The following is a 25,786-nucleotide window of genomic DNA, read 5'->3' on the forward strand; positions in this document are numbered from 1 at the left end:
ACTTTTCTCACTATAAATGGAAGTAAGTTACATACATGTCGACTTCATTTTAAGCCATTTAGACTTATGAAAGGGCCACCCACATGTACTATTTCAGTAAGTTCTTTCTCAGACTTCTGCGGATGAATAACAAGTTTATTTTCGTCGTAGCCGTTGCGTTTATCGTCCTATCTTCCGTGAGCGCTTACCTATTGGAAAAAGAAACCTTTGGCAGTCTCTTCAATGGCTTATGGTGGGTCATGACGACCGTTACGACAACCGGCTATGGGGATTATTTTCCGAAAACCGTGGCAGGCAAATTCCTCGGTATGTTTCTCTACATCTTCGGAATAGGTCTTATCTCCGTCACCATCGGTAAAGTTATCGACTCATTATTCGTATACAGACAGCGAAAGGAAGAGGGCAAATTGAGATATCAAGGCGAACAGCATTTTGTGATCGTAGACTGGAGCAAAAACGCCGAGTTGGCGATACAAGAAATTCTAAACACGGACTCAGAAACGGAGATCGTCCTCATTGATACGCTGGAGAAAACACCTATCGTTCATGACCGCGTTCATTATATCCAAGGAAGTCCGACCCTCATTGAAACGTTGGAAAAAGCTAATATGAAAAAAGCGCGTTCCGTGTTCATCTTTGCCAATGAAACAACGGAAGATCAAGCGATGCTTCGCGATCCCTCCTTTGTCGACGGCAAAACACTGCTCGTTGCCACGACCATTGAGCGGAATTACCGCAACGTGCACTCCATTGTGGAAATCAAAAACAGCGAAAACATGCAAAACTTTCTGCACGTCAACGTGAACGAGTTCATTCTTGGATCCGAGACGATCTCACAACTTGCCGTTCGCTCTGCCTTTTCACCGGGCTCTTCCCGTATTGTTTCACAGCTTCTAACCAGACAATCGGGCGATAATCTTCATGTTCTTAGCAAAAGAAAATCGTGGAGCACCTACCGTGACGCATTCGAGCAGCTGCTCCAAGAGGGTGCGACATTAATCTCCGACGGCGATCAATTGAATATCAACCGCAAGCTGGATCAGCTCATCCCTGAAGATGCGCGGCTGTTCGTCATCTGCGATATTGATACATATGAACGTATCTCTAAATGCAAATAGCACAAAAAAGGACACCACTCTCTATAAATGATGAGAGTCGGTGTCCTTTCAAATTTATCCCTTCGGCTGAACCCAGCGAAACGGTATCGTATTAAAAAACAAGTTCGGATTGACCTGCACATTGTGCGCCCAAAAGGTAAAGTGCAAATGCGGCCCGGTAGAGAAACCGGTCGTGCCGACGAGCCCAATGATATCGCCCTGCTTGACCCGATCACCCGCTTTCACACGCAGCTCCGAGAGGTGGGCGTACTGCGAGAAAAGCCCCATCCCATGGTCGATATAGATGGCATTGCCGGTCAAATATAGGGTTTCCGCCAGCGCGACTACCCCGTCGTTCGTAGCTTTGATCGGGGTGCCTTCCTTCGCGGCCAGATCAATGGCCAGATGAGAGCTGTCGTATTTCCCGTTCACATAACGGGTATGTCCATACGGTGTCGTCAAAATCCCCTCGACGGGCTGCACGAACGGCCCGCTGAACAGAAACTCCGGCTCGGACTTACTTCGCGCCAGATCGATCTTCTTCTGGTCGGCTGCTATGCGCCCCGTGTCCTGCTTCATGCTTTCCATCTCAGCGGTTACCTTCAGATATTGCGTTTCGAACTTCTTCGGTTGAATGGTTAGAGTCTGATCACCAATCAGATATTTCCCCGGCTTTGCACTCATTGTAATCGGCAAATACGTAAAGTATCCCGTTCCATAAGGCAGGAGGGTATACGTTTTATTCAACCAAGTGATACTCCCTGGTTCGTTATGACGCACCAGCACCACATCCCCTGGAGCTGCGCTATCCGGAACGAGCTTCCATTTCGAACCGATGACCGCTTTAGCATCCTCCTTGGTTCCGTAGAGCGCCGATTCCATCTTCAGCTGCTGCAGATGATTTTTCTCTTTCAAAATGGCCTCTTTAACCTCTGCCGTCATACCGTCCACCCAGGTCTGTCCACCATCTGTTGTGATGAGCAGCGGGTTTTTACTATCCTTTGTACTGGCCAGAAGCACCCATCCGATGCGAGGCGTCAGGAATTGCGATTGCTTCACTTGTAAAGAAGCATTGCCCACTGTAACAGTAAGCGGTTTTGGGCTGTCCTGACCGGCGGATCCTGAACTTGCCTCTAGGCTAAGAAGCTCCATGATCGGCCCGCCTGTTGGCATGGTGCCTCCTACTTCCTCGGCGGTGATGTCTGTTCCGAGTGCTTCTTGCCACTGCGCCCCACCATCCTCTGTTCTCGCGATTCCATCTGCATATTTCACCCAGCCGCGATCAAAGTCGAGCATGCGGAATTCCACAGCCTCTCGCGGTGGTGGCGTTGGTAGCGGTGTTGCTACTGCAACAGCAGGCGTATTGTCTTTCCAAGAGAATGGTGCGCCGAATGGCGTTTTACCAATCAAAATCACCACACATGCGGCAAGCAAGCAGGCTCCAGCCAATAGCGGCCATTGACGACGTTTTCTTGATTTCACTGACATTTTTCCTCCCCCGCTTACAAGTGAGTAATTTCATTTATGCTAGCTATACGTCTACGTTAAAATAAACGCTTTACGCTATCCTTGTTTGAGAGCATCGGAATCGATCATTGTATGCTCGCTTTAGGTAGCCGGATGAATGGTGTTGTAAAAAGTGCAATAATTGCTGCTTAGATCCCGTCTCTATCCCTTCGTTGTTGTATACTGTACAACAATTGAGCCCAATATAGGCGATTTCTCAATAAATGGGCTCAAAATGTTGTACAAACTGCAACTTCAAGTTGCAAAATAGTCTTTAGGCATGCGAATTGTTGTAGAAATTACAACATTGGTAACCACGCTATAGCCCCTCTACCCTCACAAAGCTGAATGACTCGAAAATCGAATTTTGGAGTTTTTGAATACCCGTTGTAAGGAGGCATACTGAATCAATCGATAAAAACTTAGTTATTTACCGAATGATTATGCATATCCACTATCTCACTTAGCCTTGCAGCCAAAATCTTATTACTGCTTACATGGGAACACAAAAAACCCGAAGACATCCATGCCTCCGGGTTTCGTTATATTAAATTTGTACGCCCTTTTTGAGCGCCTTCTGATCCGTATTCGTGTTATTAACTAAAGGAAGTAACTTGACACTTCGAACCATAGTGGACTGACATAAATGACAAGTCGGCACGTGATCGAATGCAAAATTATCTCGCATCCAGCCTTTACAGCCTTCTTTTTCACAAGACCATACCGTCACATTTTCTAGAGGCATCTCTTCAAGCGACTTTTTTCTGGAATACATGGATAAACCTCCTTAGAGTTTTACGTTAGTAAAACTAGCTTGGTAAGCATTGACGTAGCGTTTTGCTATTGGCAAAACATTCTTCGCCCTCATAAGCTAAATTGAAAAAGACTGCCATTACACAAGTAAAGGCAGTCTTTTTAATTATATTACAGTTTTACAACGTTTTCTGCTTGTGGTCCGCGGTTGCCTTGAACAACGCTGAACTCAACGTGTTGGCCTTCGTCCAAAGTTTTGAAACCGTCGCCTTGGATTGCGGAGAAGTGAACGAATACATCGTTGCCGCCTTCAACTTCGATGAAACCGAAACCTTTTTCTGCGTTAAACCATTTTACTGTACCAGTAGCCATGAGAAATACCTCCAAAAATTATTAACATGTTTTTTATTCTTCAAAGAGAAAAAATTCACACATTGTATAAGGTTCACTAACAAAAATGAAAACCCTTTACAATATGTGAATTCAGGTTCTTTTTGTCGATTGGATTTATCATACCATACACCGCTTGAAAACGCAAACTATTTCCAGTTGATTACAAACAAAGTAACCGCTTACCTCAAAAAATGGGCGAATGTCAGCGGATGTATTTTTAACCCCCTACTTAAGTCTAGGTATTCACTTAGCCTCTGGACCGTGTGCCATCTTAAATAGAGGAACTATACTGAAATTATCGATTCTTAGGAGGGTTTTCATTGTGTACAGCATAAGTATTCAAACCATACTGTTCGTCTCTTTGTTATTCGTCATCTTCACCTGGATAGGGAGTGTCAAAGCATCCCGATTACTATATAGCCAGAGTTTGGAACGGATGCACCGTAAAGCAAGCAAGCTGCTGTTCTGGTCATGGTTTCCAGTTATTCCAGCTGCCGCTATCATTGGAGCTATTGTTTGGATGCAGCAATCCATGGATCCCGTCTTCTGGCAAGACCGCGTGTTTATTCAAGCGCCGCTTGTGGTTCTGCCTATTTTGACCATCTGGGTTGTATCGGTTCCCAAACTGATCAAACTGCGGTCCTTAACGAAGCAAGGCTCAGCCGAGCCTGGTGCCGCAATAGAGCCAACTATTTACCATAGAGCTGCTAGCCCCGGTCTCATTATTCCTTTTCAAATGACGGCACTAGGCGCGTTAACCGCTTTTTATTTCTCACTCGTCCCTCCGGTTCCATTTCGGTGGTTGGACATTACCATACCTTTGGCTGCCTTTGTACTATTAACAGCTGGACTTTGGTGGAGACATCAGATTCGTTTCAATCAGGTAAGTAAAATGGAAGCTTACGTCATTCCTACCTTTTGGAAACGCGCCTTAACGATGGTAGGTGTTATGGCTGTTGTGGCTGGAACTGTCTATTATTTGGTTATGTTGGCGATGAACAACAGTCAATTACCAGCAGAAATCGATATGGCGAGCGGGACACACGATTATGGCGGTCAGGTAGTAACGGCGAATATGAGTCCGCATAATCACGGGATAGAGGGAATGAACAGCCCCTCTGCCAATATGGTTTCCGTCGCTGACCTAAAAGGTCCTACCGAAGGGACGCCCGATCGTCATTTTACACTTACCGCTCAGAAAAAGACGGTCACACTTAGCTCTGGCAAAACCGTGGATGCTTGGACGTACAATGGGCAAATTCCAGGACCGGAACTGCGTATGAAAGAGGGGGAGCTGGTTGAGGTCACTTTGAACAACGAAGATATCGAGCATGGTGTTACCGCGCATTGGCATGGTTTGGATGTGCCAAATGCCGAGGATGGCGTTGCTGGAGCCACTCAAAATGCCGTTATGCCTGGTGAAACTTACACATACCGCTTCCGCGCAGAGCAAGTGGGCACTTTCTGGTATCACTCTCACCAAGATTCACAAGAAGCAGTTAGCATGGGGCTTTTTGGAGCGTTGATCATTGAGCCGAAGGTGGAAACCATGCAGCAAGTGAAGGACATCACAGTCATGACTCATCGCTGGAAAGGCAATACTTTCGCCATTGGCGCATCAGATCAATTAGAACGCATGATAATCGCGCCAGGGACGCCTGTCCGCATGAGACTTATTAATACGGACGATTGGGTGCAGCAAAAATTCACACTTATCGGCACTCATTTTGAGGTGGCGGCGATTGATGGAACGGAACTGAATAAGCCCGGTGTGTTGACCAATACGAATGTGGTTGTACCTACAGGTGGTCGTTATGACATCACGTTCATCATGCCAGAGCGTCCTGTGTACCTGAATGTTGGCGGTGACCGCAGCGGCGGCATCTTGATGTCACCGGATGGGAAGGGAGAAATTCCAGAGCTTCCTCAAACGGTCGCTTTCGATCCTCTTCAATATGGGGACCTGACCTCGACACCCTTTGATGCTAATAGCCGTTTTGACAGAGATTTCACCTTGATCTTGGATAATAAACTCGGGTTCTATAATCGCAAACTGGATTTCCTTTATACGTTGAATGGCGAAGTATTCCCGAATACACCAATGCTAATGGTGAAAAAAGGCGATCTCGTCAAAACGACCATCGTGAACCGCGGTAATGTCGAACATCCCATGCACTTACACGGTCATCATGTGCTGGTATTATCACGCAATGGTAAGCCTTCTACGGGCAGTCCTTGGTGGTCCGATACGCTGGCTGTACTGCCGGGGGAAACTTATGAAGTGGCCTTCGTCGCAAATAATCCTGGATTATGGATGGATCATTGCCATAACCTCGTACATGCCGCAGCAGGAATGACGATGCATCTTATGTATGAAGGCGTTACGACGCCATTCTCAGTAGGAAGCGGTACGATTAATCATCCAGAATGATTGACTCCGTTTTCATAAAAGAGGGAGGGGATGTCAGAATAGGTAACACAGACTGTTGACAAAATGACCTGTATCGGTTTAGGCTAGAGGAAAGCAAGCAGGAACTGAATACTACCCATTTCGTATAACCTTAATAATTGGATTAAGGGTCTCTACTTAGAAACCGTAAATTTCTAGCTACGAAAAATGTGCGCATGACAGGCATATTTTTCGTGGCTAGTTTTTTTGTGTCCATTGCTTCATACACTACTAGGAGTAGGAGGCTTATACGATGACAACCATTCTAATTAAAGATGCGCAAATTGTGACTATGAACCGCAATGGAGATGTGATTACTGGGGACATTTTCATCGAAAATGACCGGATTACAGCAATTGGCCCGGATTTGAATCCCCCACAGGTGGATAAGGTGATTGACGCCAAACACCGTACGATCATTCCAGGCTTCATTCAAACCCATATTCATTTATGCCAAACCATTTTCCGCGGCAAGGGGGACGATTTGGAATTAATGGATTGGTTGAAAAAGCGGATATGGCCGCTTGAAGCCTCGCATGACGAGGAATCGATCTATTATTCCGCCATGCTTGGCATCGGTGAGCTGATTCAAAGCGGCACGACGACGATCGTCGATATGGAGACGGTACACCACACCGACTTTGCTTTTCAAGCTATTGCGGAGAGCGGCATGCGCGCTTTATCCGGCAAGGTGATGATGGACAAAGGGGACGAGGTTCCTTTTGCTTTGCAGGAAAAGACCTCTGAATCGCTTCAGCAAAGTGTCGATTTGTTAGAGAAATGGAACGGCCACGACGATGGCCGCATCCAGTACGCGTTCTCTCCACGATTCGTCATATCGTGTACAGAAGAGCTGCTGCGTGAGGTCCGCAGCCTATCGGAGCAGTACCAAGTGAAAGTGCACACGCACGCATCTGAGAATCTCGGCGAGATCGAGATTGTGCAGGCAGAGACTGGCATGCGCAACGTCGTCTACCTCGATCATCTCGGTTTGGCGAATGAGCGCCTTATTCTGGCGCACTGCATTTGGCTCGATGAGGAAGAGAAGCGTATCATCCATGATCGAGGCGTCCATGTGAGCCATTGTCCCGGCTCTAACCTGAAGCTTGCTTCAGGCATTGCCGAGACGCCCGACATGCTGAAGCTCGATATCTCCGTCAGCCTAGGAGCCGATGGCGCGCCGTGCAACAATAATCTCGATATGTTTAACGAGATGCGTTTGGCTGCGCTTATCCAGAAGCCGATACACGGGCCGACGGCCATGAATGCGCAGACGGTATTCCGCATGGCGACCATCGGGGGCGCACGCGCGGTCGGCATGGAGAAGGAGATCGGCAGCCTCGAGGTCGGCAAGAAGGCCGACCTCGCTATTCTCGATCTCAACAACTTCCACACGTATCCGTCCTTCGACGTGGATCCGATCTCTCGCATCGTTTACTCCGCGACGCGAGCCGACGTAGAAACGACGATCATTAACGGTCGTATCGTCATGGAAAACCGCATCATGCGGACGATCGACAAGGACATCGTCCTGCCCGAAGCGAACCGCTCCATCCAGCGGTTGCTCAAGCGCGCCAACCTACGCTAAGCGGCGGCTAACGCATATAGGCCTGCAATCCAACTAGCGCAGCATTAGTTGGATTGCAGGCTGTTTTGCATCTCCCAATAGCTGCAAATTGGATAATACCAACTTCTGCGGGGAGATTGATTGGAGTACTTAGCTCCGTGTACTTTGTTTAGATCACTTGGAGTAGCTAATTCTGTGTGATTGATCTCGGGATTCTGGTGGCTGGTGGCTAGACGATTATTCATCGATGATGTAAAAAGTGCATTTAAGAGTCAATTTCATAATAAAAGTCCGATTTTTCCAAGTATGGATTCGGGAGAAATGCAGTTGAATAAGAGCCTTTAGAGACTGCTATTTCTTCATTTCCTTGTAAAAATAAGAGTCCCTAGAGGCTCTTATCCGTCAAGTAAAGTGTGAATTCGGAGAAAAGCAACCGGATAAGAGCCTTTAGAGACTGCTATCTCTTCATTTTCACCGTATTATGTAAAAATAGAAGTCCCTAAAGACTCTTAACGTTCAAGTAAAGTATGGATTCGGGAGAAATATCGTCGGAATCCCCAATGTTTTGATGCACTTTTTGCTCTAGCTGTGTGTAGAGCCCACCTCAAATGGCCCTGAATACAAGGACGAACCGAGTCTATGTCAGAAATATGGGCACCATTACAGTTGTTCAAGACGGCATATAAAAGAAAGCCTCCAAACCCACGAACAATCCGTGGACATGGAGGCTTTACTATATAATCACTCGAATGAAGCACGAAGGTCGCTATTTTTCCGTTGAACAGACTTCATCAAATCCGCATTAACTTCTTTCTCATCCGCCATGTTAATCAACGCATGAACATCCTTCGGCAAGCATTTCCCGCCGTACCCGCGACTATCCTCATACACGAAGGTATGGCTGCGTCCAATTCTCGGGTCCTCGAGCCAAACTTCCCGCAGCTCATTGTAATCAATCCCGTGGGCTCCGGCGATATCATAAAACTCATTGCAAAAAGACACTTTAAGCGCAAGGAAGCAATTCTCCATATACTTCGCCATTTCGGCTGTGCGGGCATCCGTCCGACGGATTCTTACTTCTGCGTTATAGACCTGCTGATAGGCACGAATCACAAGGCTAATATCCTCAGATTCACCTCCAAATGTAAGCCACGTACGGTGACGCAAATCCGAAAAGGGGTGATCAACGGTTTCTCCATAGTATTCCGGCTGGAACACGATTCTTTTCCCCGTTCGTTCCTTCATAGCGTCAGTGAACCCTACGGGAACTGTCGAGCGAATCACAATGACTTTGGCTGTCAGCCACATAATCACTTCTTCCACGATGGACGTATCACATTTACCGCTCGGGAGCGAGGGTGTCGGAACACAGACGAAGACCACATCACTCTTGTTTACCTCCGCTTGGCTGCCCACCTGCATAGGTGCATCATAAACCGCAGCGTTTGGAAACAAAGCATGTATCGCCTTCCCAACATGACCGTATCCAACAATTCCTATCTTAATCGTCATCAGTCCTCGCTCCTTATGCTTTGCCATTCGAAATTTCTACTGCAGCTATCACGCAGCCACTTTCTCTTCCTCTACCTGCTCCTGTTCATGACGCTTCTTCTGAACGGCAAGCAAGATGAATACCAAGAAGTAGTATCCCCAGTAACCGACGAATTCCTCCAGTGAAGGGTTCTGCGTATAGCCTAGGAAAGCTTTGAAGAAAATGCCGACTTGGCCGTTAATAAGCGGCTCTTTCCCAAAATCACGGAGATATTGCACACCATCAATTGGATGCTCCGGCATGAATCCCGTTATATTATATATTTCACCGATTTGGTGTCCCGCTGTTCGATACAAACTTCCAATAATGCCCAAATCCTGCATAATTCCGATGGCTTGCACGAACAAACCCGCAGATATCATCATCAGAAACACACTGGTGATGCGAAAGAACGTGCCCAGCCGAATTTTCTTCGTCCCTTTGAAAAAAAGAAGGCCAATGACGACAGCCAGAATGAGTCCACCTAGTGCTCCCCAGCTTTCGAGTGCTTTCTGTATGTTTCCACCTGTAATTGCCGCAAAAAAGAAAACCGTCTCCACGCCTTCTCGCACAACGACTAAGAACGAGTGGACGACCATATTAATGGCGCCGCCAATGGTTAGAATATGTGCAACCTTGCTCTGAACCTTCCCTTGCAATTCGCTATTTTGTTTGCCCATAAACATGATCATATGTGTCAGCAGCCCGGAAGAGACGAGCATGATACCGATTTTCAAGTAATTTTGGCTGCCCATACTGGCAAATCCGGTCAATAAAACCTGGAAAGCCAGGGCCAATCCGTAACTCACGATCAAAGCCAAAAACACACCAACCCATACCCATTTATGCCAGTGCACGGCATCAATACGTGTTAAATACGTAATGATTACACCAACTATGAGAATGGCCTCAAGCGCCTCACGAAACGTAATGAGAAATGCCTGTAAATCCATAATCTGCCCCCTATTCTCTTCCTTGTTTCAGCATGCTGAAAGACACTTGCGCCTACTAGGCACAAGTGTCTTCGCTATGAATAGAACTGATTAACGAAGAATGATAATTTCACCATTTTGGTAGAATACTCGTTTGCTGAACAACTCAGCTACAGCACGCAATGGAATAAATGAGCTTCCGTTTTCAATAATAACCGGTTGATCCAGTTTGACTTTCTCATTCACTTTACCATTCTCTACGACTTGATCGGATCCTAATGTAATTTCTGTTTTCTTACCATCTTTGGTAATGAGAACTGTTTTCGTTGCATCTACCCATTCAACTTGGGCTTGTATTGCCTGGGCAATAACACGAACCGGCACCAACGTACGTCCGCTTTCTGCGTTAATGAAAGGAGCATTTTCAGCTGTGAAAACAGCGCCATCTACTTGATAATCTTTACTGCTAATTTTCAAGCTAGAACCGTCTTTACCAACAAGGAACTTAAGCACTTGGAAACCGTACTCTTTCGCACCAGCAAGATCGGATTTATCTATAGCATTGGAGAATTTCGTTGCCACTTCAACCGCTGCCGCATATTTCTCTTTGCCTAAGAAGACTTCTTGGCTCGCTAGGAACATGTTAGCTTCAGCCGCATATCCGCGTGCACCTTGCAGGTCACCAGCTTCAAGCTTCGTGAATACTTGGTTCACATATTCGGATACTTTACCGATCATCGTGCGGTGTAACGCATTTTGGATTTCGTCTTTTTTGATTTTGCTTGCATCGCCGGATGCGAAGGCATCTCTCACGAAGTTCGCATCTGCGACACTGCCGCCTCTGAGGTAGGTGTATACAGGCATATAGAGGAAGTAACCTTCAGTAATCGCTGCCGCTTGATCAGCAGGGGCTTTAGTAGCAATGCTTTCTGCGTATGTAAAAGTAGCGAGTGTGTAGTTTTTGATCAACGTTTTGTCTAAGAATTGACGGTGAACATTGAATTCATTCAAGTTATTCTCTTTAATATCTTTTTGCATAAGTTCAATCGTTGTTTTCAAAAGTGAAACCATGTTTAAGCTATATTTTGCGTCGCGTTTCACAACGTTTGGTTCTAGAACAGCTTCATAAATTTGTACGACTTTATCAAAAGCCGCTTTCGCTCCGGCAACATCGCCTTTAGTCAAAGCAGGACGCACTTGGTTGTTGACCAAATCACGTACAGCCAAGAAGTAGTACCATTGTAGGCCTTTATCAATCGCTTGTTTCGCTTGGTCGACTTTCAAATCGCCTTTGATAGCACTGTCCAAGACAAGTGTGATGTTCGCATCGATCTTAGGATCGTCTGCTTTAATGGTTGTATCAATGCGTTTAACTTCAGTTTGGAATTTATCTACATATAATTTCTGAACATCAGCAAGTACCGTTTTGTCTGTAAAAAGTGCTTTAATATCCGTGAAAGACTTGATGGAGGCAGCGATCGTTTGATCTTCCGTGATTTGATATTTACTTTCTGCAAAAGCAACAGATGTAACCGTAACAACGCTAGATAAAGCTAGTGAAACACTTAAAGCTACTGCTAGAAATTTACGCATAATAAGTTTCTCCTCTATTCGTCTCAGGTTTTGTTTAAGAAATATAATTAAATCCATTTTCTTTTGCGAGCGAACCATACGCCTCCGCCCAAAAGTACGATAACCCCTCCGATAACAGCTGCGCTGACAAACGGATTCGTTTTATCGGAACGCTCCATAGGTGCATGTGCGGACGCTGCTTTCGCCGAATCGGCTTGTTTAGCATCTGAACCCGTCGCTTCCGACGCTTTAGCCGGCGCTTCTACAGTCGCTGTAGGCTGAGCCGCTTCCGTTGTTGGTGTTGGACTAGCACTAGCCGTTGCAGAAGGCTCAGGTGACTTCGTCTCCACTGCAGCAGCGGCATCCGGTGCCTTTGATTCTGTTGGTTTAGCATATTTAACCGGCGATACCGGTTGTTCTGTCTTGACCCCTGTCTCGTTCTTAACAGGCGCAGTTGTTGTCAGAGGCTTGGGAACGGGAGTGGATTCACTTGGAGCGGCAGGCTTGACGTAAGCCTTATAAGGGAATAAAGGCTTCACCTTACCATAGATAAAATTGACCTTTTCCTTGAAGACATCTGGCTGTACATCCTTCTTCCCTACACCGAACAATCCAGGATTCCCAAGCGCTTCAAGTGCGGCTTCGAAAGCTTTATTAATTTCACTCGAACCCGCCCCCACATAAGGCTCCAGTGTATCAAAGGTCGCCTTAGCTTTGGCTAGCAAGAGTTTAGACTCTGCATAATCATCAAGCCCTTTGGTAGCATAGGTAAACCGTCGATCCAAGTTCATGACGAGGACAGCTTTGAAATTAGCAATGACTGCTTTACTATCTTTGGCCTGGAAATTAGCGTCCAGTGTGGCAGCTATTCCATCGCCGAAGTGCGATACGAGTTCTGCTCTTATCTCCTTGTAAGCACTTTCCGCAGCGCCCCAATTGTTCGCTCCATCGCTTACACTGGTTTGAACCAGCTTAAAGGTTTCAGCGACTGCTTCAGTATTGGCGTCACCATACGAATAGGCCAGCGCGGAGGACGGCAAGATGATCAATGCCGCTAGAACAAAAGTCAAACCGGCTAGTAGCCATCGTTTCATGTCTTCACCCCTGATATGATTGTTTGGAACCTCGTTGTCATTGATAATGATAATCATTATCCATATTTGTGTCAACCATTATTTTACTTTACCTAGAAGATGAACCCACTCTTAACGCACCCACTCATATAAAATAACGCGCCCATACGCCGGGTCAAATAGGTCGTCGGATTTAAACTCAGCAAGCTGCTTTAAATGCTCCTTCACCGATTTGCCTTGCTGCGCAAAGCCTTGAACGACATGATCGGTTAGCAGCACACGCCGCTCGGGATTCGCCCCAGCCAACGCTTGAAAGTACCCGTATGTATAGATACGCTGATGATCGTAGTCGGCCTGCAAGTACTGCAGTACCCTCGTTTCTTCCCATGTAAACAGTAGGAGAGGCTCTTGCAAGCTGCTTACATAGTCATGAAGCTGATAAACTGCCGGTTCTTCCACGGCCTGCCGCTTCTGAAGCTGAGCCCCATACACAACTTGAATGGATATGAGGCTAATGAGGAGGGCGTACAGGATCGTTGGCGCTATTCTCAATAGACGCGTCCTATGCGTGGATGTCCTTAATCCATCTGCTGTTCGAATGATAAAAGCAAACATTAGAAGCAATATCGGGGCAACGACAGGAACGATATGACGCGGTTTCTCAATATTTTGACCAAAAAGAGCCCAAAGGGTGTACAAAACGGCACAGCCAACGAGCCAGAAGATGTAACGCCGATTCTCGTTGCCCTGCACACTTGGAGGAACGAATCTCCGACCGATAAACGTTGCAGCGACAATAACGACGACACATAAGCCAATGAGAATAGAACCGCCTAGCAGGGCTGATCCCAGCAAATTGTGTCCAATGAGCTGGTAGATTCGTTCTCCCAGCGGCATCGGGGTAGAGATAACGCCGCCGCCCCATTCGGAGAAGTGTCCTTCAACGAAAGCCAGTGAGAGCTTCCAGAAACCAGCGAGAGTTCCTTCGGAAAGCACCAAACCAGCTATCCAAAGCAGCTGAAACAGCAGCGCAGCCAAGGCCGAGCACCCCAGTCTCAACCATCTCCGCCAACCGCTCGCACCGTACTGCCAAATTCCGTACCAGAGGGGCACCAACGCAAGACCGTACGGAAAGAAGGATAGGCGTGTCCCCAGAAGGAAGCCGAACATCAGCAGCGCCAGTCCATGACGTAGCATGGTAACGGGACGATCCATCGCAAAGCGGATACTCCAAAGAAACCACCACAATAAGGCCATACCCGCACACTCCGACATGGGACGTGAGGACATGAGCCAGATGTAGGGACTGCTTAATACGAGCGCAGGCAGTAAAAGACTCTTTATGCCGCTGCCCGTCAGACGATTTGCCAGTAAAAACATCGGAAGCGCGGAGCTTAAGGCTGCTAGGGTGTTGAAGACAGATAAAGCTTTAACGGGATTATTCATCCACTGGTTAATAAACCAACCGCCTAGAATAAAATACGGATAACCCGGAAAATGAGGCTGCATAGCGAGTAGATCATACCTATGTAGAGCCAACGTGAAATCGACCTCGTCCCACGTTCGCGCAAAGGGGCTGGCGTAGACAATACTTAGGCACGTCACTCCAGCAATAACAGCAGCTGCGAACAGCGCCAACCATATTGCTTTTAGTTTCATATGCCCGCATCATCTCGATTCGCTTGTGGATTCACATTACGTTTAGAGACAGGGCGTCTCATTTCTTTATAGATTGCCGGAAGTACGGAGGTTACATATTGTCTGAATTTGATGAAGGATTGGCCTTTAGTCCGAACTTGGTATGAGATGGGAATCTCCTCCAAGCGGTAACCCTGACGAACCAAGTTTAACGTGAGCACCTGGGCGTAATTGTAATCGTGGACAATAACGGCATTCTCCATCGCATCGCGAGAAAACCCGCGCATCCCAGATTGGCCGTCATAAATCCATCTGCGCAGCAGGATCGCCTGCAGCAGTGTAAACGTATAGTTGCCTAAACGGCGATGCAGCTTCATGCCTTGAATTTGCCCTTTGAAGCGTGAGCCGAAGGTGTAGTCCGCCCGCCCGGCGATGATGGGCGCAAGGACATCGGGAATTTGCTCCGGCGGATACTCATTATCCGCATCGATCATGATGCCAATGTCGGCGCCGAGCAGGCAGCATTGCTTCAGCCCTTCACGAACGGCAGCGCCGAGTCCTTTATTGTGTGGGAACGACACGATGTGGTCGGCTCCCGCTGCCTTGCTGACGGTGACCGTGCGGTCCTTGGACCCGTCGTCAATGACGAGCACCTCCACCTCATACTGAGGGTGGAAAGCTCTCGGAACGCGGGCAATAACCCCGCTAATATTCTCTTCTTCGTTATGCGCAGGCATAAAAACGATGATTTTTTTCTTAGTCATGATGCTTAATAGCCTCCGTTAGGACGGGTCCGCGACTATGGCTTGGGAATGGCGCACCCAGCAGATAGGCCAAAGTTGGGGCCATAGATACGAGGGAATGCTTTTCATCAATGCGATGGCCGCTTTGGATGGCAGGACCGTGCAGGAAGAAAGGCACATAGCGCTCACCCTCATCCAAATGGCCATGTCCACCAATTCCATCAGCCTGTCCGTGATCGGCACATATAATGAGTGTTGTATTCTCCATCATGCCGCGCTCTTCAAGCCAGCCAACGAATTCTTCGATTAATTTATCGGCTTCTGCGATTTTTTGCGTGTAATCGTCATATAAAACGCCTCGGCTGTGACCCGTTTGGTCAACTCCAATCAATTGGGCAACGAGTAAATCCGGATTTTGTTCGGCCATGATCTTCTTCGCCCGTTCGATAATATTACGATCTGCGACATCGTTATGCATCACAGCGGTCACACTTTCAACATCGTCTCCCATGGAGTCGATTAAGTGCGCTATGCCGAGCAGACGTCCCTTTTTCCCAACCTTACGCAGCGAATCAAAAATACTTTCAACCCGAATCCCCAGCCTCCAAACCATATTGGAGCGAATACCGTGCTCGCGCGGGTAAGTACCCGTGAACATCGAAGAGAAACATACCACGGTTCGCGCAGGATAAACGGTTTCCATTTGGGCATACTCTGTGCCTTCTGCTCGCAGTTTCTTCATAAATGGCGCGTCGGCTTCTTCAAAGCGCTCTTTGCGCATCCCGTCCACGACAATAACAATGACCTTCTTATTCAGTGCTTGTCCGCCCGCTTGTACATCGCTTGAATCGCGTGTGTACGTTGGGATTTCGGCTGGTTTCCAGTCAAACAAATAACGATGGAGAATGAAGCTGTATATCAGCAAACCGCCCGCAAATAGAAGCCCCGTACCCACATCAGCGGAAACACCACCCTCGAACTGACGGTAATAATGATTCCATACGAAAAGCAGCAGCAAAAATTTAGGCATCTGCTCCTGCGCATTGCCGCTCGTCGAGTCGCTATTTTTCAGAACTAGCTTCCAGAACCGTGTGAAATTCCACCAAGTCGTCCCAATTCGTAGATGATAGTAAAAAGTGCCCCAGAAATAAACCGTAAAGAAGTAGAACAACCCTAGCGCTAGCAAATACAGCGAGAACTCAGACCGCTCCCAAATCAGCAGCGCAGCAATGAATGGCATCCATAAATAATTTCGCAAAAAAAGCGGAAAATCAAAGCAATAATACAGCACAAAAAGAGGGAGGGTCACGAGCAGCCCCAAACCAGCGGAACTCCAAAAACTAGGATCGGACCATACGCCGATATGATAGAGCAGAAAGACGCCCACAACGAAAATCGGGGTAAACGGTTTTCCCTCATTTAGCAAGTTCCAGCAGCGAGCTGCGACGATTTCAAACGATGAAGCTTTTTTCATATTAATCATCCTTCCGTGCGTTACCATTCAATGATGGTTTTTTGTGACCCTTAAGCCGTCCAATCCAGGTTTTCATCTCGTGCCAACCTAAAGGCATTCGTACAAGTGAATACGCCCCTAACGTGTAGGCAAAAAGAAATTTAAAAGTATGCGACACAAGTGCCGCCCTATAAGCATCCTTACCATCAACACCGAGCAAGACAAGGGACCCGCTCATTGTACTTTCATAGGTACCTATCCCACCTGGGGTTATGTGGAAAATTTGTCCAGCAATCGTCATGCTATTCGCCCAAACGAGCGAGATTGTCCCAAGCTGCAAGCCGATCATGCGAGCAACAGCAAAGATAACACCAGCTTCTAGGATCCAGCTTAAAGCAATCAAGCCTACAATAACGAGCCCTTTGCCAGAAAGCATTTTAAGATGAAAATAAGCCGAATGCTTCGCTATGAATGGAATTTTGCGAATCATGGGCAGGTAATGCGCTGTTGCGAGAATCACGGTTCCCCCAGCCAACACCGTCACCCAGATCCATGAAGAGGGCAGACCTAACCGAATGATGCCAATTCCCCCAATTCCGGCAAGCACGAGCACATCAAGCAATCGCATGACCGCAACGGAATGGAACGCTTCCTCCCACGATTTCCCGCCATGCTTCATATATAAGCCAGCACGAACGCCATCTCCCGCTTTCACCGGAAGTACATGATTGACGAGCAAGCTATAGCTAATAGCATGAAAATAAATGCTGAATCGCACCTCAGACCCTGTATAAATTCGCCAAGCTGCGGCCTTTAGGAGGAAAGAGAGGAGGTAGATGGCGAACATGAAGACCAACCATTGGGGTTGATGGAAAAGAAGCTCTACGTCCCGGAGCCATTCCTTCGAATCGAACCATTGCCATGTCAGAAAAATAGAACAAACGATCAAAAGGATCGCCAGGAAACGAACAATTTGTTTCTTTGTTGGCATATTTGTTGTGACCTTCTTTTAGTTAAGGGTACCTCAAACTAGTTTTATGTGAGAATGAGAATCATGGTCAGTATAGGCGGTTTGGGGGGTTACGTCAACATAATTCCAGAAGGGGATGCATAGAATTGCCAACAGCAAGACGAACTACCGGACAGAATGGCTATAGCGATTCTTTATCCACATTATCCTTAAATGTTTTGTTATCATGTTCATTATGAGACATGATGGATTTATTCGAAAGAGAGTGAAGATAAATAATAAATGAAACAATCTTTGTCAGCAGGCTTCGAGCCGCTGGTTGTGTTTTCGCCGAAGATGAGGTCCGGTTACTCATCTCAGCAGCTCGAACGTCGGACGATCTCATCACCATGGTGGATCGTCGAGTCGCCGGTTTGCCTCTCGAACATGTCATCGGATGGGCGGAGTTTTGCGGTCTAAAGATAGCCGTGGATCCAGGAGTCTTCGTACCTCGCCACCGCACAGAATTTCTCGTTCGCCAAGCCGCAGCACTCGCACAGTCAGGAGCCGTAGTGGTCGACCTATGCTGCGGCTCGGGCGCAGTGGGCACAGCACTGGCTGCCGTCTTAGAACAGATCGAGTTGCACGCCACCGACATCGACCCAGCCGCAGTACGGTGTGCCCGCCGCAACGTCACTTCCGCCAGTGGGTACGTATATGAAGGCGACCTCTACGAGCCTTTGCCCGCCAAACTACGAGGCCGCGTCGACATCTTGGTCGCCAACGCACCTTACGTCCCCACCGAGGCGATCAGGCTGCTGCCTCCAGAGGCCCGGATTCACGAATCGCTGGTGGCGCTCGACGGGGGCGCAGATGGGCATGACGTCCAGCGCCGGGTGGCGGCTGCGGCGCCAATCTGGCTGGCACCGGGTGGCCATCTTCTGATTGAGACTAGCCAGCGGCAGGCGCCGCAGACAATCAAAATTTTCGCTAGCAATGGGCTGATTCCGCAGGTAGCTAGATTAGACGAACTGGACGCCACAGTCGTAATAGGAACCAGGCCCGGCCTGTCCGCAAACGAGAAGTGAACCCTGCTTGGCAAAGCAGCCATTAGTAAATAAAACCCAGTCTAACACTTAATTTTGGTGTTTTGACTGGGTTTTTGTTTAACAACTTTATTTTCGCAGAACAATTTGTTCGATTGTGAATGAATTGTGTTCATTACTCTCATTTTTCGGGTAGGCAATACCTTTTATACTAAACATAAAGGTGTTATTGAAATGAAAGGCGGTTAATCCCGATGAAGCCTGAAACTAGCGCTGCTCCCCAAAAGCTTTCTTCACGCAAACTGACAACAGCATTCACCCTGAAAGGACGCTGGGAATCCCCCATAGCTGGGTATCTATTTATTTCCCCGTGGTTACTTGGATTTCTGCTGTTAACCTTATGGCCGATGGTTCAATCGATGTACTACTCTTTCACAAAATATACGTTGTTAGATGCGCCAGAGTGGATTGGCTTAAGAAACTATGAGCGCATTTTTGCAGACGATGAGATGTTTCGTCAATCTTTGAAAATAACGATTCTTTTTGTCGTATTATCCGTGCCCATCAAACTCTTCAGCGCCTTAATGGTTGCAATGGTGCTCAATAAGAAAATAAAAGGGATTTCTGTGTATCGAACGTTCATCTATTTGCCTTCATTAATAGGGAGCAGCATTGCTGTAGCTATTCTTTGGCAAAATATTTTCGGCATTAACGGTTTTATCAATCGATTTTTAAGTTATTTCGGTATCGAGGGAATCAGTTGGATTAGCAATCCCAATACAGCTTTAGGCACCTTAATTATACTGGTTGCTTGGCAGTTTGGTTCTTCGATGGTTATTTTCCTAGCCGGATTAAAACAAATACCCGCCGAGTTATACGAAGCCTCTTCCGTGGATGGGGCATCTAAAGTTAGACAGTTTTTCAGTATTACCTTACCTATGCTGTCGCCTGTACTGTTGTTTAATCTCGTACTGCAGACAATCGGTTCCTTTCAAATGTTTACGCAAGCCTTCATCATTACGAAAGGCGGACCCATTAACTCCACGTATATGTATGCTTTATACCTATATGATCGTGCTTTTTCTAGATATGAGATGGGTTATGCTTCCGCTCTGGCATGGATACTCCTTGTAGTGATTGCAATCGTAACGGCTTTAATTTTCGCCTCATCCCGTTACTGGGTATTCTACGAAACAGAAGGAGGAGGGAGAAGAAAATGAGAAACCAGCTGATTGGAACACGCACTTTTCGAACGCATTTCTTATTGGCACTGTTTAGTCTCATCATGATATATCCCATGTTGTGGTGGGTGGGAGCTGCTTTTAAATCGAACGCGGAGATGAGCTCGCCCAGCTTCTTTCCTACGGAGTGGTTATGGAGTAACTTCAGCCAAGGGTGGGTCGCCATTCCAAAGTTCACCTTTACTCATTTTTATCTGAATACTTTTGAACTGATTGCTGGAGTTCTTGTAACGTCTATCATTTCCTGCAGCTTGGTAGCTTTTGGTTTCGCTCGATTAGATTTTCCGCTGAAAAATTTCTGGTTTTCCATTCTAATGGTCACCCTGATGCTGCCAAGTCAAGTGACACTGGTTCCCCAGTACATCATGTTTAATACTTGGGGTTGGGTCAATACGTATCTGCCTTTCTATGTTCCACATGCCCTAGCAGGCGGGATCGGAGGACCCTTCTTTATCTTCCTGTTGGTGCAGTTTATTCGCGGAATTCCGCGGGAGCTGGATGAATCGGCCAAAATGGATGGCTGCAGCTGGTTCGGCATTTACTTACGCATTGTTCTGCCCTTAACGAAGCCCGCACTCGTAACGGTCGCCATTTATTGTTTCCTTTGGAATTGGGACGATTTCTTCGGACACTTGCTGTATATCAATTCTGTGAGCAAATACACCGTCGGTCTTGCTTTGAAGCTGTTCGTCGACAGCCAATCAGCTCTTCCGTGGGGACAATTACTTGCCATGTCGCTCGTTTCTATTATTCCGTCACTGATTCTCTTTTTTATGGCACAGCGCCATTTTGTCGATGGCATTGCTTCGGGTGCAGTGAAAGGATAGAATAATATAATACTTAAAAAGGTTGCGCTTCCGCAGCCTTTTTTCCACTTTTATGGAAGTAAATGAGGAGGGGCTGCTGTGTTTAACTTATTCAAGCGCGTTCGAATCGGCCGCCTGTTCTTTGGAAGCTTCGCCGCGTTTATTGCCGTGCTGCTGCTCATTTCCTCCTGGATCAGCTACAGCCTAACTTCACGCGAGTTAGCTGACAATACCGCTAATTATCAGCAGGATCTGTTAAATGAGTTGAATAAGCGCTTGGTCACTCAGTTGAACTCTATTGAGCAGATGTCTAACGCAGCCTCCAGAAATATCGATATTATTGGGTATGATCCTCTGGAGAGTGACTTATTTGAGCTAAAAAAACGCAAGGCAGATTTGGAGGCCCTACTAGCCAGCATTACCTACAGCACGACAATGGTACAATCCATTTATTTATATATCGAACGCCCGTTCGTGACAGATGCTCAGGGGCCAATTCGCGTTTATGATTTAAAGACGGTGAAGGACGAGGAATGGTTTTCGGACATCCAAAATAATGATTTTGCTTGGATAAAAGAACGTACTATTCCAACCAATAAAGGCTCGCTACCCGTCACTAGCTTTGCAAGAAAGCTTTACAATAACTCAGGAATCTATTATGGCTTGCTCTTGCTTAATGTGAAATCATCCGAAATCCAGAATTTGATTCGAGGTGAAACAGAGGGAAGAAGCAGATTGTTAGTTGACGCTGGCGGCAGAACAATTGCTGCCATAGGCGATCCCAACTTACAAGAGAGTGAGCTGGAGAAGATTAGGTTGATTCAGGAGAAGTCCGGAAGTGTTCATTTAAAAGCCAAAGAGCAAAGTGAAGCCTTACTCGTTTGGAGTAAATCCCCCTCGAACTGGACACTCGTTGAGGTGACACCGTGGAAGAGCATTGTCCATGGCAGTATTCGATTAGCACTAATTCTCTTAACTGTTGGCTTATCCGCCATTTTTATTGCATCTTTTTTCACTTTCTTTATATCCAGACAATTTACCAATCCAATTAGACTTTTGGTTGCTTTTATGAGCAAGCTTCCCGATCGGGGTCTTGTTTCGGACTTGCCTACGGATTACACCAATGAATTCGGAAATTTATTTAACGGCTATCGCAAACAAATGGAACGAATAGAGGAACTTTTAACCTCATTGAAAGATCAGCACAAGCGCCAACGAGAAGCCGAAATTAAGGCGCTGCAGGCTATGATCAATCCCCATTTTCTATACAACACATTGGATCAATTAAACTGGCTAGCCATTGATTCCGGTCAAACGAAAATCAGCAAGATCCTTTCCTTAATGGGTAAAATGTTTCGCATCGGCCTCTCCAATGGTGAAACCTTGATCCCCATTGCGGACGAGATGACGCATGTCGAATGTTATTTGCAAATTCAGCAAATTCGATGGGGCGATCGCTTGACATTCACCATCTCTGTCGACGAATCAGCCAAAGAACTGTATGTACCGAGACTTACCCTGCAGCCTTTTATTGAAAATGCGATCATCCATGGTTTTCACGGGCGAAAGAAAGGCGAAATCCGAGTGAATGTACAGCTGCTAGGCCAAGATATCCAATTTCAAATTTGGGATGATGGTGTTGGGCTGCGACCCGATTGGGATCAACCCAAGGCAAGGAAAACAGGCGGTTACGGATTGCGAAATGTGAAAGAACGAATTCAGGCTTATTTCGGGCCTCCTTATGGGGTCCATATTGCCAGTACGGAAGGCAGGGGCACCGAAGTCACTATTCTATTGCCGCAAATCCAAAATAAAGAAGAAGTCGAGGAGAAGTATCATGTGGAAAATACTCATTATTGATGACGACTTTCAAGTGTTGGAAGGTATGAAGAAGGCGATTCCTTGGGAGTCTATTGACGCCGAATTAGTGGGTGAGGCCAGTGATGGCGCCGAAGGTCTAGAAATGGTCCGACAAACTCAGCCGGATATCGTGATTACGGATATTTACATGCCTGTGATGAACGGCCTGGAAATGATTGAGAAGCTCCGAGAGACTAACTTTCCCGGTGAACTGATCATTCTAAGCGGTTACGCCGATTTCCAGTATGCACGGCAGGCTCTGCGGCTGCAGGTGAGTGACTATTTGTCCAAGCCCGTAACCATTGAAGAACTGGGGGCTGTGCTAGCCAAAGTCATTAAAGAACTAGAAACGAAAGAACTGAAAAAAATAGAGCAAGAAGAAGTCAAAAGAAGGCTAATGATGTATGAGCCGTTTGTGCAGCAAGAATGGCTGAAGTCGGTCATTACCGGCACCTTTAATGAAACAATTGCCGCGGAAAGCATTCTGCTATCTGAACAAGCCTATTGGCTGCAAAGGAACCACCTCGTGATGGGTATAGAGCTGATGAGCACTGTTCGCACAGCTAACCTATCGCTAATCGATTGGAATTTGTTTCGTTTTGCCTTAGCCAATATTATTAGAGAAATCTTGGCCGAAGATTGGCCTGAGTCCGACTTCATTGAGCTTCACAGCCATCATGCCGCGATTATGTTTCATATTGAGCGTTCGAGTGTAAAAGATGACGTTATGCATAGGATTCAATTGATTGGCGAGCGTATCACGGATTGTGTCCTTACTTATCTGCGTCTAACGATCCGTCTAGGGTTAGGCCAGATGAAGGAATCATGGCAGGAAATATCGGATTCCACCGAAGAAGCCTTTCTAGATTTATTACAGATGACCATCATCCCGCCGCTTGCACGAGAGCATCCATCGATTGTTCCATCAGAGAAAGAACTTGCTATTCGTCCAGTTAAGTTTTATCAAGAGCTTGCGGAAGCGATTGTTTATTCCAAAGAAGAAACGGCTGCACAGATTGTGGAAGCTTATATCCACCGTCTGCAAACCATGTCAACCATGACCCCCGCTTACTTGCAGTACTTATGTACAGAGCTTTGGACTATATTTGCTTATTCCTTATATAGTGTAGGTATTGTGCTAGATGAACTGTTTCCAGAAATGAAGCTGCAGTCGGAAATCATTCAAATTCAAACACCCGAACAATTGCAGCAATGGCTGCAGGGTAAAATTCATATCATTGCAACCAGCCGCCATTGGAACGAGAATTCCAAACATAAAGAAGCGGTTGATTTCATGATTCAATATGCACATGATCACTATGCCGAAGAGATTAGCTTGGAAGATATGTCGAAGCAGCTTTACTTGTCTCGCAATTATTTGAATCAAATATTCAAGAAAGCGACAGGTGAAACTTTCACCAACTACGTCATTCAAGTGCGGATGAAAAAGGCACAAGCTCTTCTGGCCGAAGGCAAGTATTTGATTTACGAGATATCCGAAAAAGTTGGCTACAAAAACGTCCCTTATTTTAGCTCTATTTTCAAAAAATATAATGGCATTAGCCCAAGTGAAGTAAGTAAAAGCGGATTATAGCCGGGAATGTACCTATTTGTCATCATATTGTGATCAATAGTGAAAGAAGTGTGTTCATTACTCTCCTTTTTCTTCTTTTCAGTTGTCCTATAATTAACTTGTAAAGATAATGAGGTAGTGAAAGGGGATTTTCAATGAAAGTGCAGATGAGAAAATGGAGCATGCTCTCGATGACTGCCATGATAGCGCTGTCCCTAAGTGCATGTGGTTCCGGAAATAAACCAAGTACTACGGGAAGCAGCCCTGCTGCAACAGCAGCACCCGTGGTTACAGCCTCCCAGCCCGTTAAGCTTCGCATTGTATGGTGGGGTTCACAGGCAAGGCATGACGCTACATTAAAGGCACTAGATGCGTATACAAAGAAACACCCGAACGTGACCTTCGAGCCAGAATTCTCCGGATTTGATGGCTACGCGGATAAACTAGCTACCCAAGCTGCAGCCAAAAATGCTCCGGACATTATCCAAATGGATCCGGCATGGCTGGCCGAGTATGCAGGCAGAAACCAGCTGGCTGACTTATCCAAAGGCATTCGTACCGAAGATATCGATAAATCGCTCGTGGATTCAGGGAAATTTAAAGATAAGCTTTATGCCATCGCGCTAGGCAATAATGCAACTGGCATGATCTACAACAAGAATGCCGTTGATAAACTAGGGATTACGCCTCCCAAAAACGGTTGGACATGGGATGAATACTTCCAATTTGGTAAAGATGCGAAAGCCAAGCTTGAGAAAGACAAATATGTGTTAATGGATGCGACATCCGATTATACCACGTATTCCGCCTATCAAATTAGTCAGGGTAAAGGCTACCCAATCACCGAGGATGGCAAATTCAACTTCGATAAAGATACGTGGCTGACCTTTGTTAAGAAATATGCGGAGCTGCGAACAGCCGGAGTTATTCCTCCCGCAGAAATCGCCAGCACAGATAAAGAATCTGATGCGAAGCTGGATTTGATGAACAATGACAGTGTCTTGATGAAACGTACTTTCGCCGCGCTGTTCCCAGGCTACGAGGGTGTAAAACCAGGTGCTTACTCACTTGTTGCTCAGCCTAAAGGACCAAAGTCCAGCGGTTGGCTTAAGCCTTCTATGTTTTGGTCGGTAAGTGCTGATTCGAAGTATGCGGAAGAATCCAAGAAATTCATCGACTGGTTCGTGAATGATAGCGAAGCCGCAGACATTCTAACAACAACAAGAGGCGTGCCGGTTTCCAAGAAAATGCTTGAGTACCTAACACCGAAGTTAACTCCCGCAGATAAACTGCAAATTGAACTCATTAAGAATGTTGCTCCTGACGCTCAACCTTTCAATGCCGGAGCCAAAGGCTGGAGTAACTATACAGCTAAAGATTATAAGAGCATCGGCGAAAAAGTAATGTTCGGCAAAATAACGCCAGAAGCTGCTTATGAGGAGCTTGTGAAAAAAGCAAAAGATTATCAATAATAACGTGAATGGAGAGCCTCTTTAGAGGCTCTTTATTTTTGGTATTGCTGCCTTTAGAGCTGAACGTAAAAAAGAACGACCCTCAACGTAATGTTGAGAGGCCGTTCTTCGAGAATGCTATTTGTGCAAGCT

The 25,786-nt window shown here is 46.5% G+C and carries 20 protein-coding genes and 1 riboswitch; of the genes, 9 read left to right on the top strand and 11 right to left on the bottom strand.

The annotated features are described in order from the left end of the window. The first annotated feature begins 83 nt into the window (after positions 1–83). Positions 84–1,118: a potassium channel protein gene (locus ASD40_RS14005; protein WP_057303871.1), complete on the top strand. Its 1,035-nt coding sequence runs from the start codon at positions 84–86 to the stop codon at positions 1,116–1,118. Positions 1,119–1,172: 54 nt separating this feature from the next. Here the strand turns inward: ASD40_RS14005 and ASD40_RS14010 are convergent, their stop codons facing one another. The 3 genes from ASD40_RS14010 to ASD40_RS14020 all read right to left on the bottom strand — a co-directional run bounded on the left by ASD40_RS14010 (position 1,173) and on the right by ASD40_RS14020 (position 3,728). Continuing rightward, entirely contained in the window at positions 1,173–2,585 is a 1,413-nt protein-coding gene (locus ASD40_RS14010) for a M23 family metallopeptidase (RefSeq protein WP_057303872.1), read from the bottom strand. A gap of 565 nt (positions 2,586–3,150) precedes the next feature. Then, entirely contained in the window at positions 3,151–3,378 is a 228-nt protein-coding gene (locus ASD40_RS14015; protein ID WP_029199449.1) for a cold-shock protein, read from the bottom strand. Between the two features lie 149 nt (positions 3,379–3,527). Continuing rightward, the gene (locus tag ASD40_RS14020) at positions 3,528–3,728 is read right to left on the bottom strand and encodes a cold-shock protein (RefSeq protein WP_029199448.1); all 201 of its coding nucleotides are present in this window, start codon (positions 3,726–3,728) and stop codon (positions 3,528–3,530) included. Between the two features lie 343 nt (positions 3,729–4,071). Between ASD40_RS14020 and ASD40_RS14025 the strand changes: the two genes are divergently transcribed. After that, complete coding sequence (locus ASD40_RS14025; protein ID WP_057303873.1) at positions 4,072–6,180, top strand: multicopper oxidase family protein; 2,109 nt, start codon at positions 4,072–4,074, stop codon at positions 6,178–6,180. Between the two features lie 100 nt (positions 6,181–6,280). Next, a riboswitch (purine riboswitch) is annotated at positions 6,281–6,380 on the top strand. A 71-nt stretch (positions 6,381–6,451) separates the two neighbouring features. After that, the gene (locus ASD40_RS14030) at positions 6,452–7,786 is read left to right on the top strand and encodes a 5'-deoxyadenosine deaminase (protein WP_057303874.1); all 1,335 of its coding nucleotides are present in this window, start codon (positions 6,452–6,454) and stop codon (positions 7,784–7,786) included. A 720-nt stretch (positions 7,787–8,506) separates the two neighbouring features. Here the strand turns inward: ASD40_RS14030 and ASD40_RS14035 are convergent. From ASD40_RS14035 to ASD40_RS14070, 8 genes are all read right to left on the bottom strand, one after another. After that, a complete protein-coding gene (locus ASD40_RS14035) occupies positions 8,507–9,277 on the bottom strand; it encodes a hypothetical protein (RefSeq protein WP_057303875.1) in 771 nt (256 codons plus the stop codon). A gap of 48 nt (positions 9,278–9,325) precedes the next feature. After that, positions 9,326–10,249 (bottom strand): FTR1 family iron permease, encoded by a 924-nt coding sequence (locus ASD40_RS14040; RefSeq protein WP_057303876.1) that lies wholly within the window; start codon positions 10,247–10,249, stop codon positions 9,326–9,328. 90 nt (positions 10,250–10,339) lie between these two features. Next, a complete protein-coding gene (locus ASD40_RS14045) occupies positions 10,340–11,821 on the bottom strand; it encodes a copper amine oxidase N-terminal domain-containing protein (protein ID WP_057303877.1) in 1,482 nt (493 codons plus the stop codon). Positions 11,822–11,868: 47 nt separating this feature from the next. Further along, positions 11,869–12,894 (bottom strand): hypothetical protein, encoded by a 1,026-nt coding sequence (locus ASD40_RS14050; protein ID WP_057303878.1) that lies wholly within the window; start codon positions 12,892–12,894, stop codon positions 11,869–11,871. Positions 12,895–13,005: 111 nt separating this feature from the next. Beyond that, the gene (locus tag ASD40_RS14055; RefSeq protein WP_057303879.1) at positions 13,006–14,532 is read right to left on the bottom strand and encodes a hypothetical protein; all 1,527 of its coding nucleotides are present in this window, start codon (positions 14,530–14,532) and stop codon (positions 13,006–13,008) included. Then, complete coding sequence (locus tag ASD40_RS14060; protein ID WP_057303880.1) at positions 14,529–15,275, bottom strand: glycosyltransferase family 2 protein; 747 nt, start codon at positions 15,273–15,275, stop codon at positions 14,529–14,531. The genes ASD40_RS14055 and ASD40_RS14060 overlap by 4 nt, the downstream gene beginning before the upstream one ends. Further along, entirely contained in the window at positions 15,268–16,728 is a 1,461-nt protein-coding gene (locus ASD40_RS14065) for an alkaline phosphatase family protein (protein ID WP_057303881.1), read from the bottom strand. The genes ASD40_RS14060 and ASD40_RS14065 overlap by 8 nt, the downstream gene beginning before the upstream one ends. Position 16,729: 1 nt before the next feature. Further along, positions 16,730–17,698, bottom strand: a complete 969-nt coding sequence (locus ASD40_RS14070) for a lysylphosphatidylglycerol synthase transmembrane domain-containing protein (RefSeq protein ID WP_057303882.1) — start codon at positions 17,696–17,698, stop codon at positions 16,730–16,732. 254 nt (positions 17,699–17,952) lie between these two features. Between ASD40_RS14070 and ASD40_RS14075 the strand changes: the two genes are divergently transcribed. From ASD40_RS14075 to ASD40_RS14100, 6 genes are all read left to right on the top strand, one after another. Continuing rightward, positions 17,953–18,744: a putative protein N(5)-glutamine methyltransferase gene (locus tag ASD40_RS14075; RefSeq protein WP_057303883.1), complete on the top strand. Its 792-nt coding sequence runs from the start codon at positions 17,953–17,955 to the stop codon at positions 18,742–18,744. Positions 18,745–18,956: 212 nt separating this feature from the next. Then, the gene (locus tag ASD40_RS14080) at positions 18,957–19,922 is read left to right on the top strand and encodes a carbohydrate ABC transporter permease (protein ID WP_057303884.1); all 966 of its coding nucleotides are present in this window, start codon (positions 18,957–18,959) and stop codon (positions 19,920–19,922) included. Next, on the top strand, positions 19,919–20,770 hold the full coding sequence (locus ASD40_RS14085; protein ID WP_057303885.1) for a carbohydrate ABC transporter permease: 852 nt from the start codon (positions 19,919–19,921) through the stop codon (positions 20,768–20,770). The genes ASD40_RS14080 and ASD40_RS14085 overlap by 4 nt, the downstream gene beginning before the upstream one ends. 78 nt (positions 20,771–20,848) lie before the next feature. Next, positions 20,849–22,609, top strand: a complete 1,761-nt coding sequence (locus ASD40_RS14090; RefSeq protein WP_057303886.1) for a cache domain-containing sensor histidine kinase — start codon at positions 20,849–20,851, stop codon at positions 22,607–22,609. Continuing rightward, entirely contained in the window at positions 22,587–24,203 is a 1,617-nt protein-coding gene (locus ASD40_RS14095) for a response regulator transcription factor (protein WP_057303887.1), read from the top strand. The genes ASD40_RS14090 and ASD40_RS14095 overlap by 23 nt, the downstream gene beginning before the upstream one ends. 134 nt (positions 24,204–24,337) lie before the next feature. Then, positions 24,338–25,654: an ABC transporter substrate-binding protein gene (locus tag ASD40_RS14100; protein WP_057303888.1), complete on the top strand. Its 1,317-nt coding sequence runs from the start codon at positions 24,338–24,340 to the stop codon at positions 25,652–25,654. Positions 25,655–25,786 lie beyond the last annotated feature (132 nt).

This window comes from Paenibacillus sp. Root444D2, assembly GCF_001426375.1.
Lineage (GTDB): Bacteria > Bacillota > Bacilli > Paenibacillales > NBRC-103111 > Paenibacillus_E.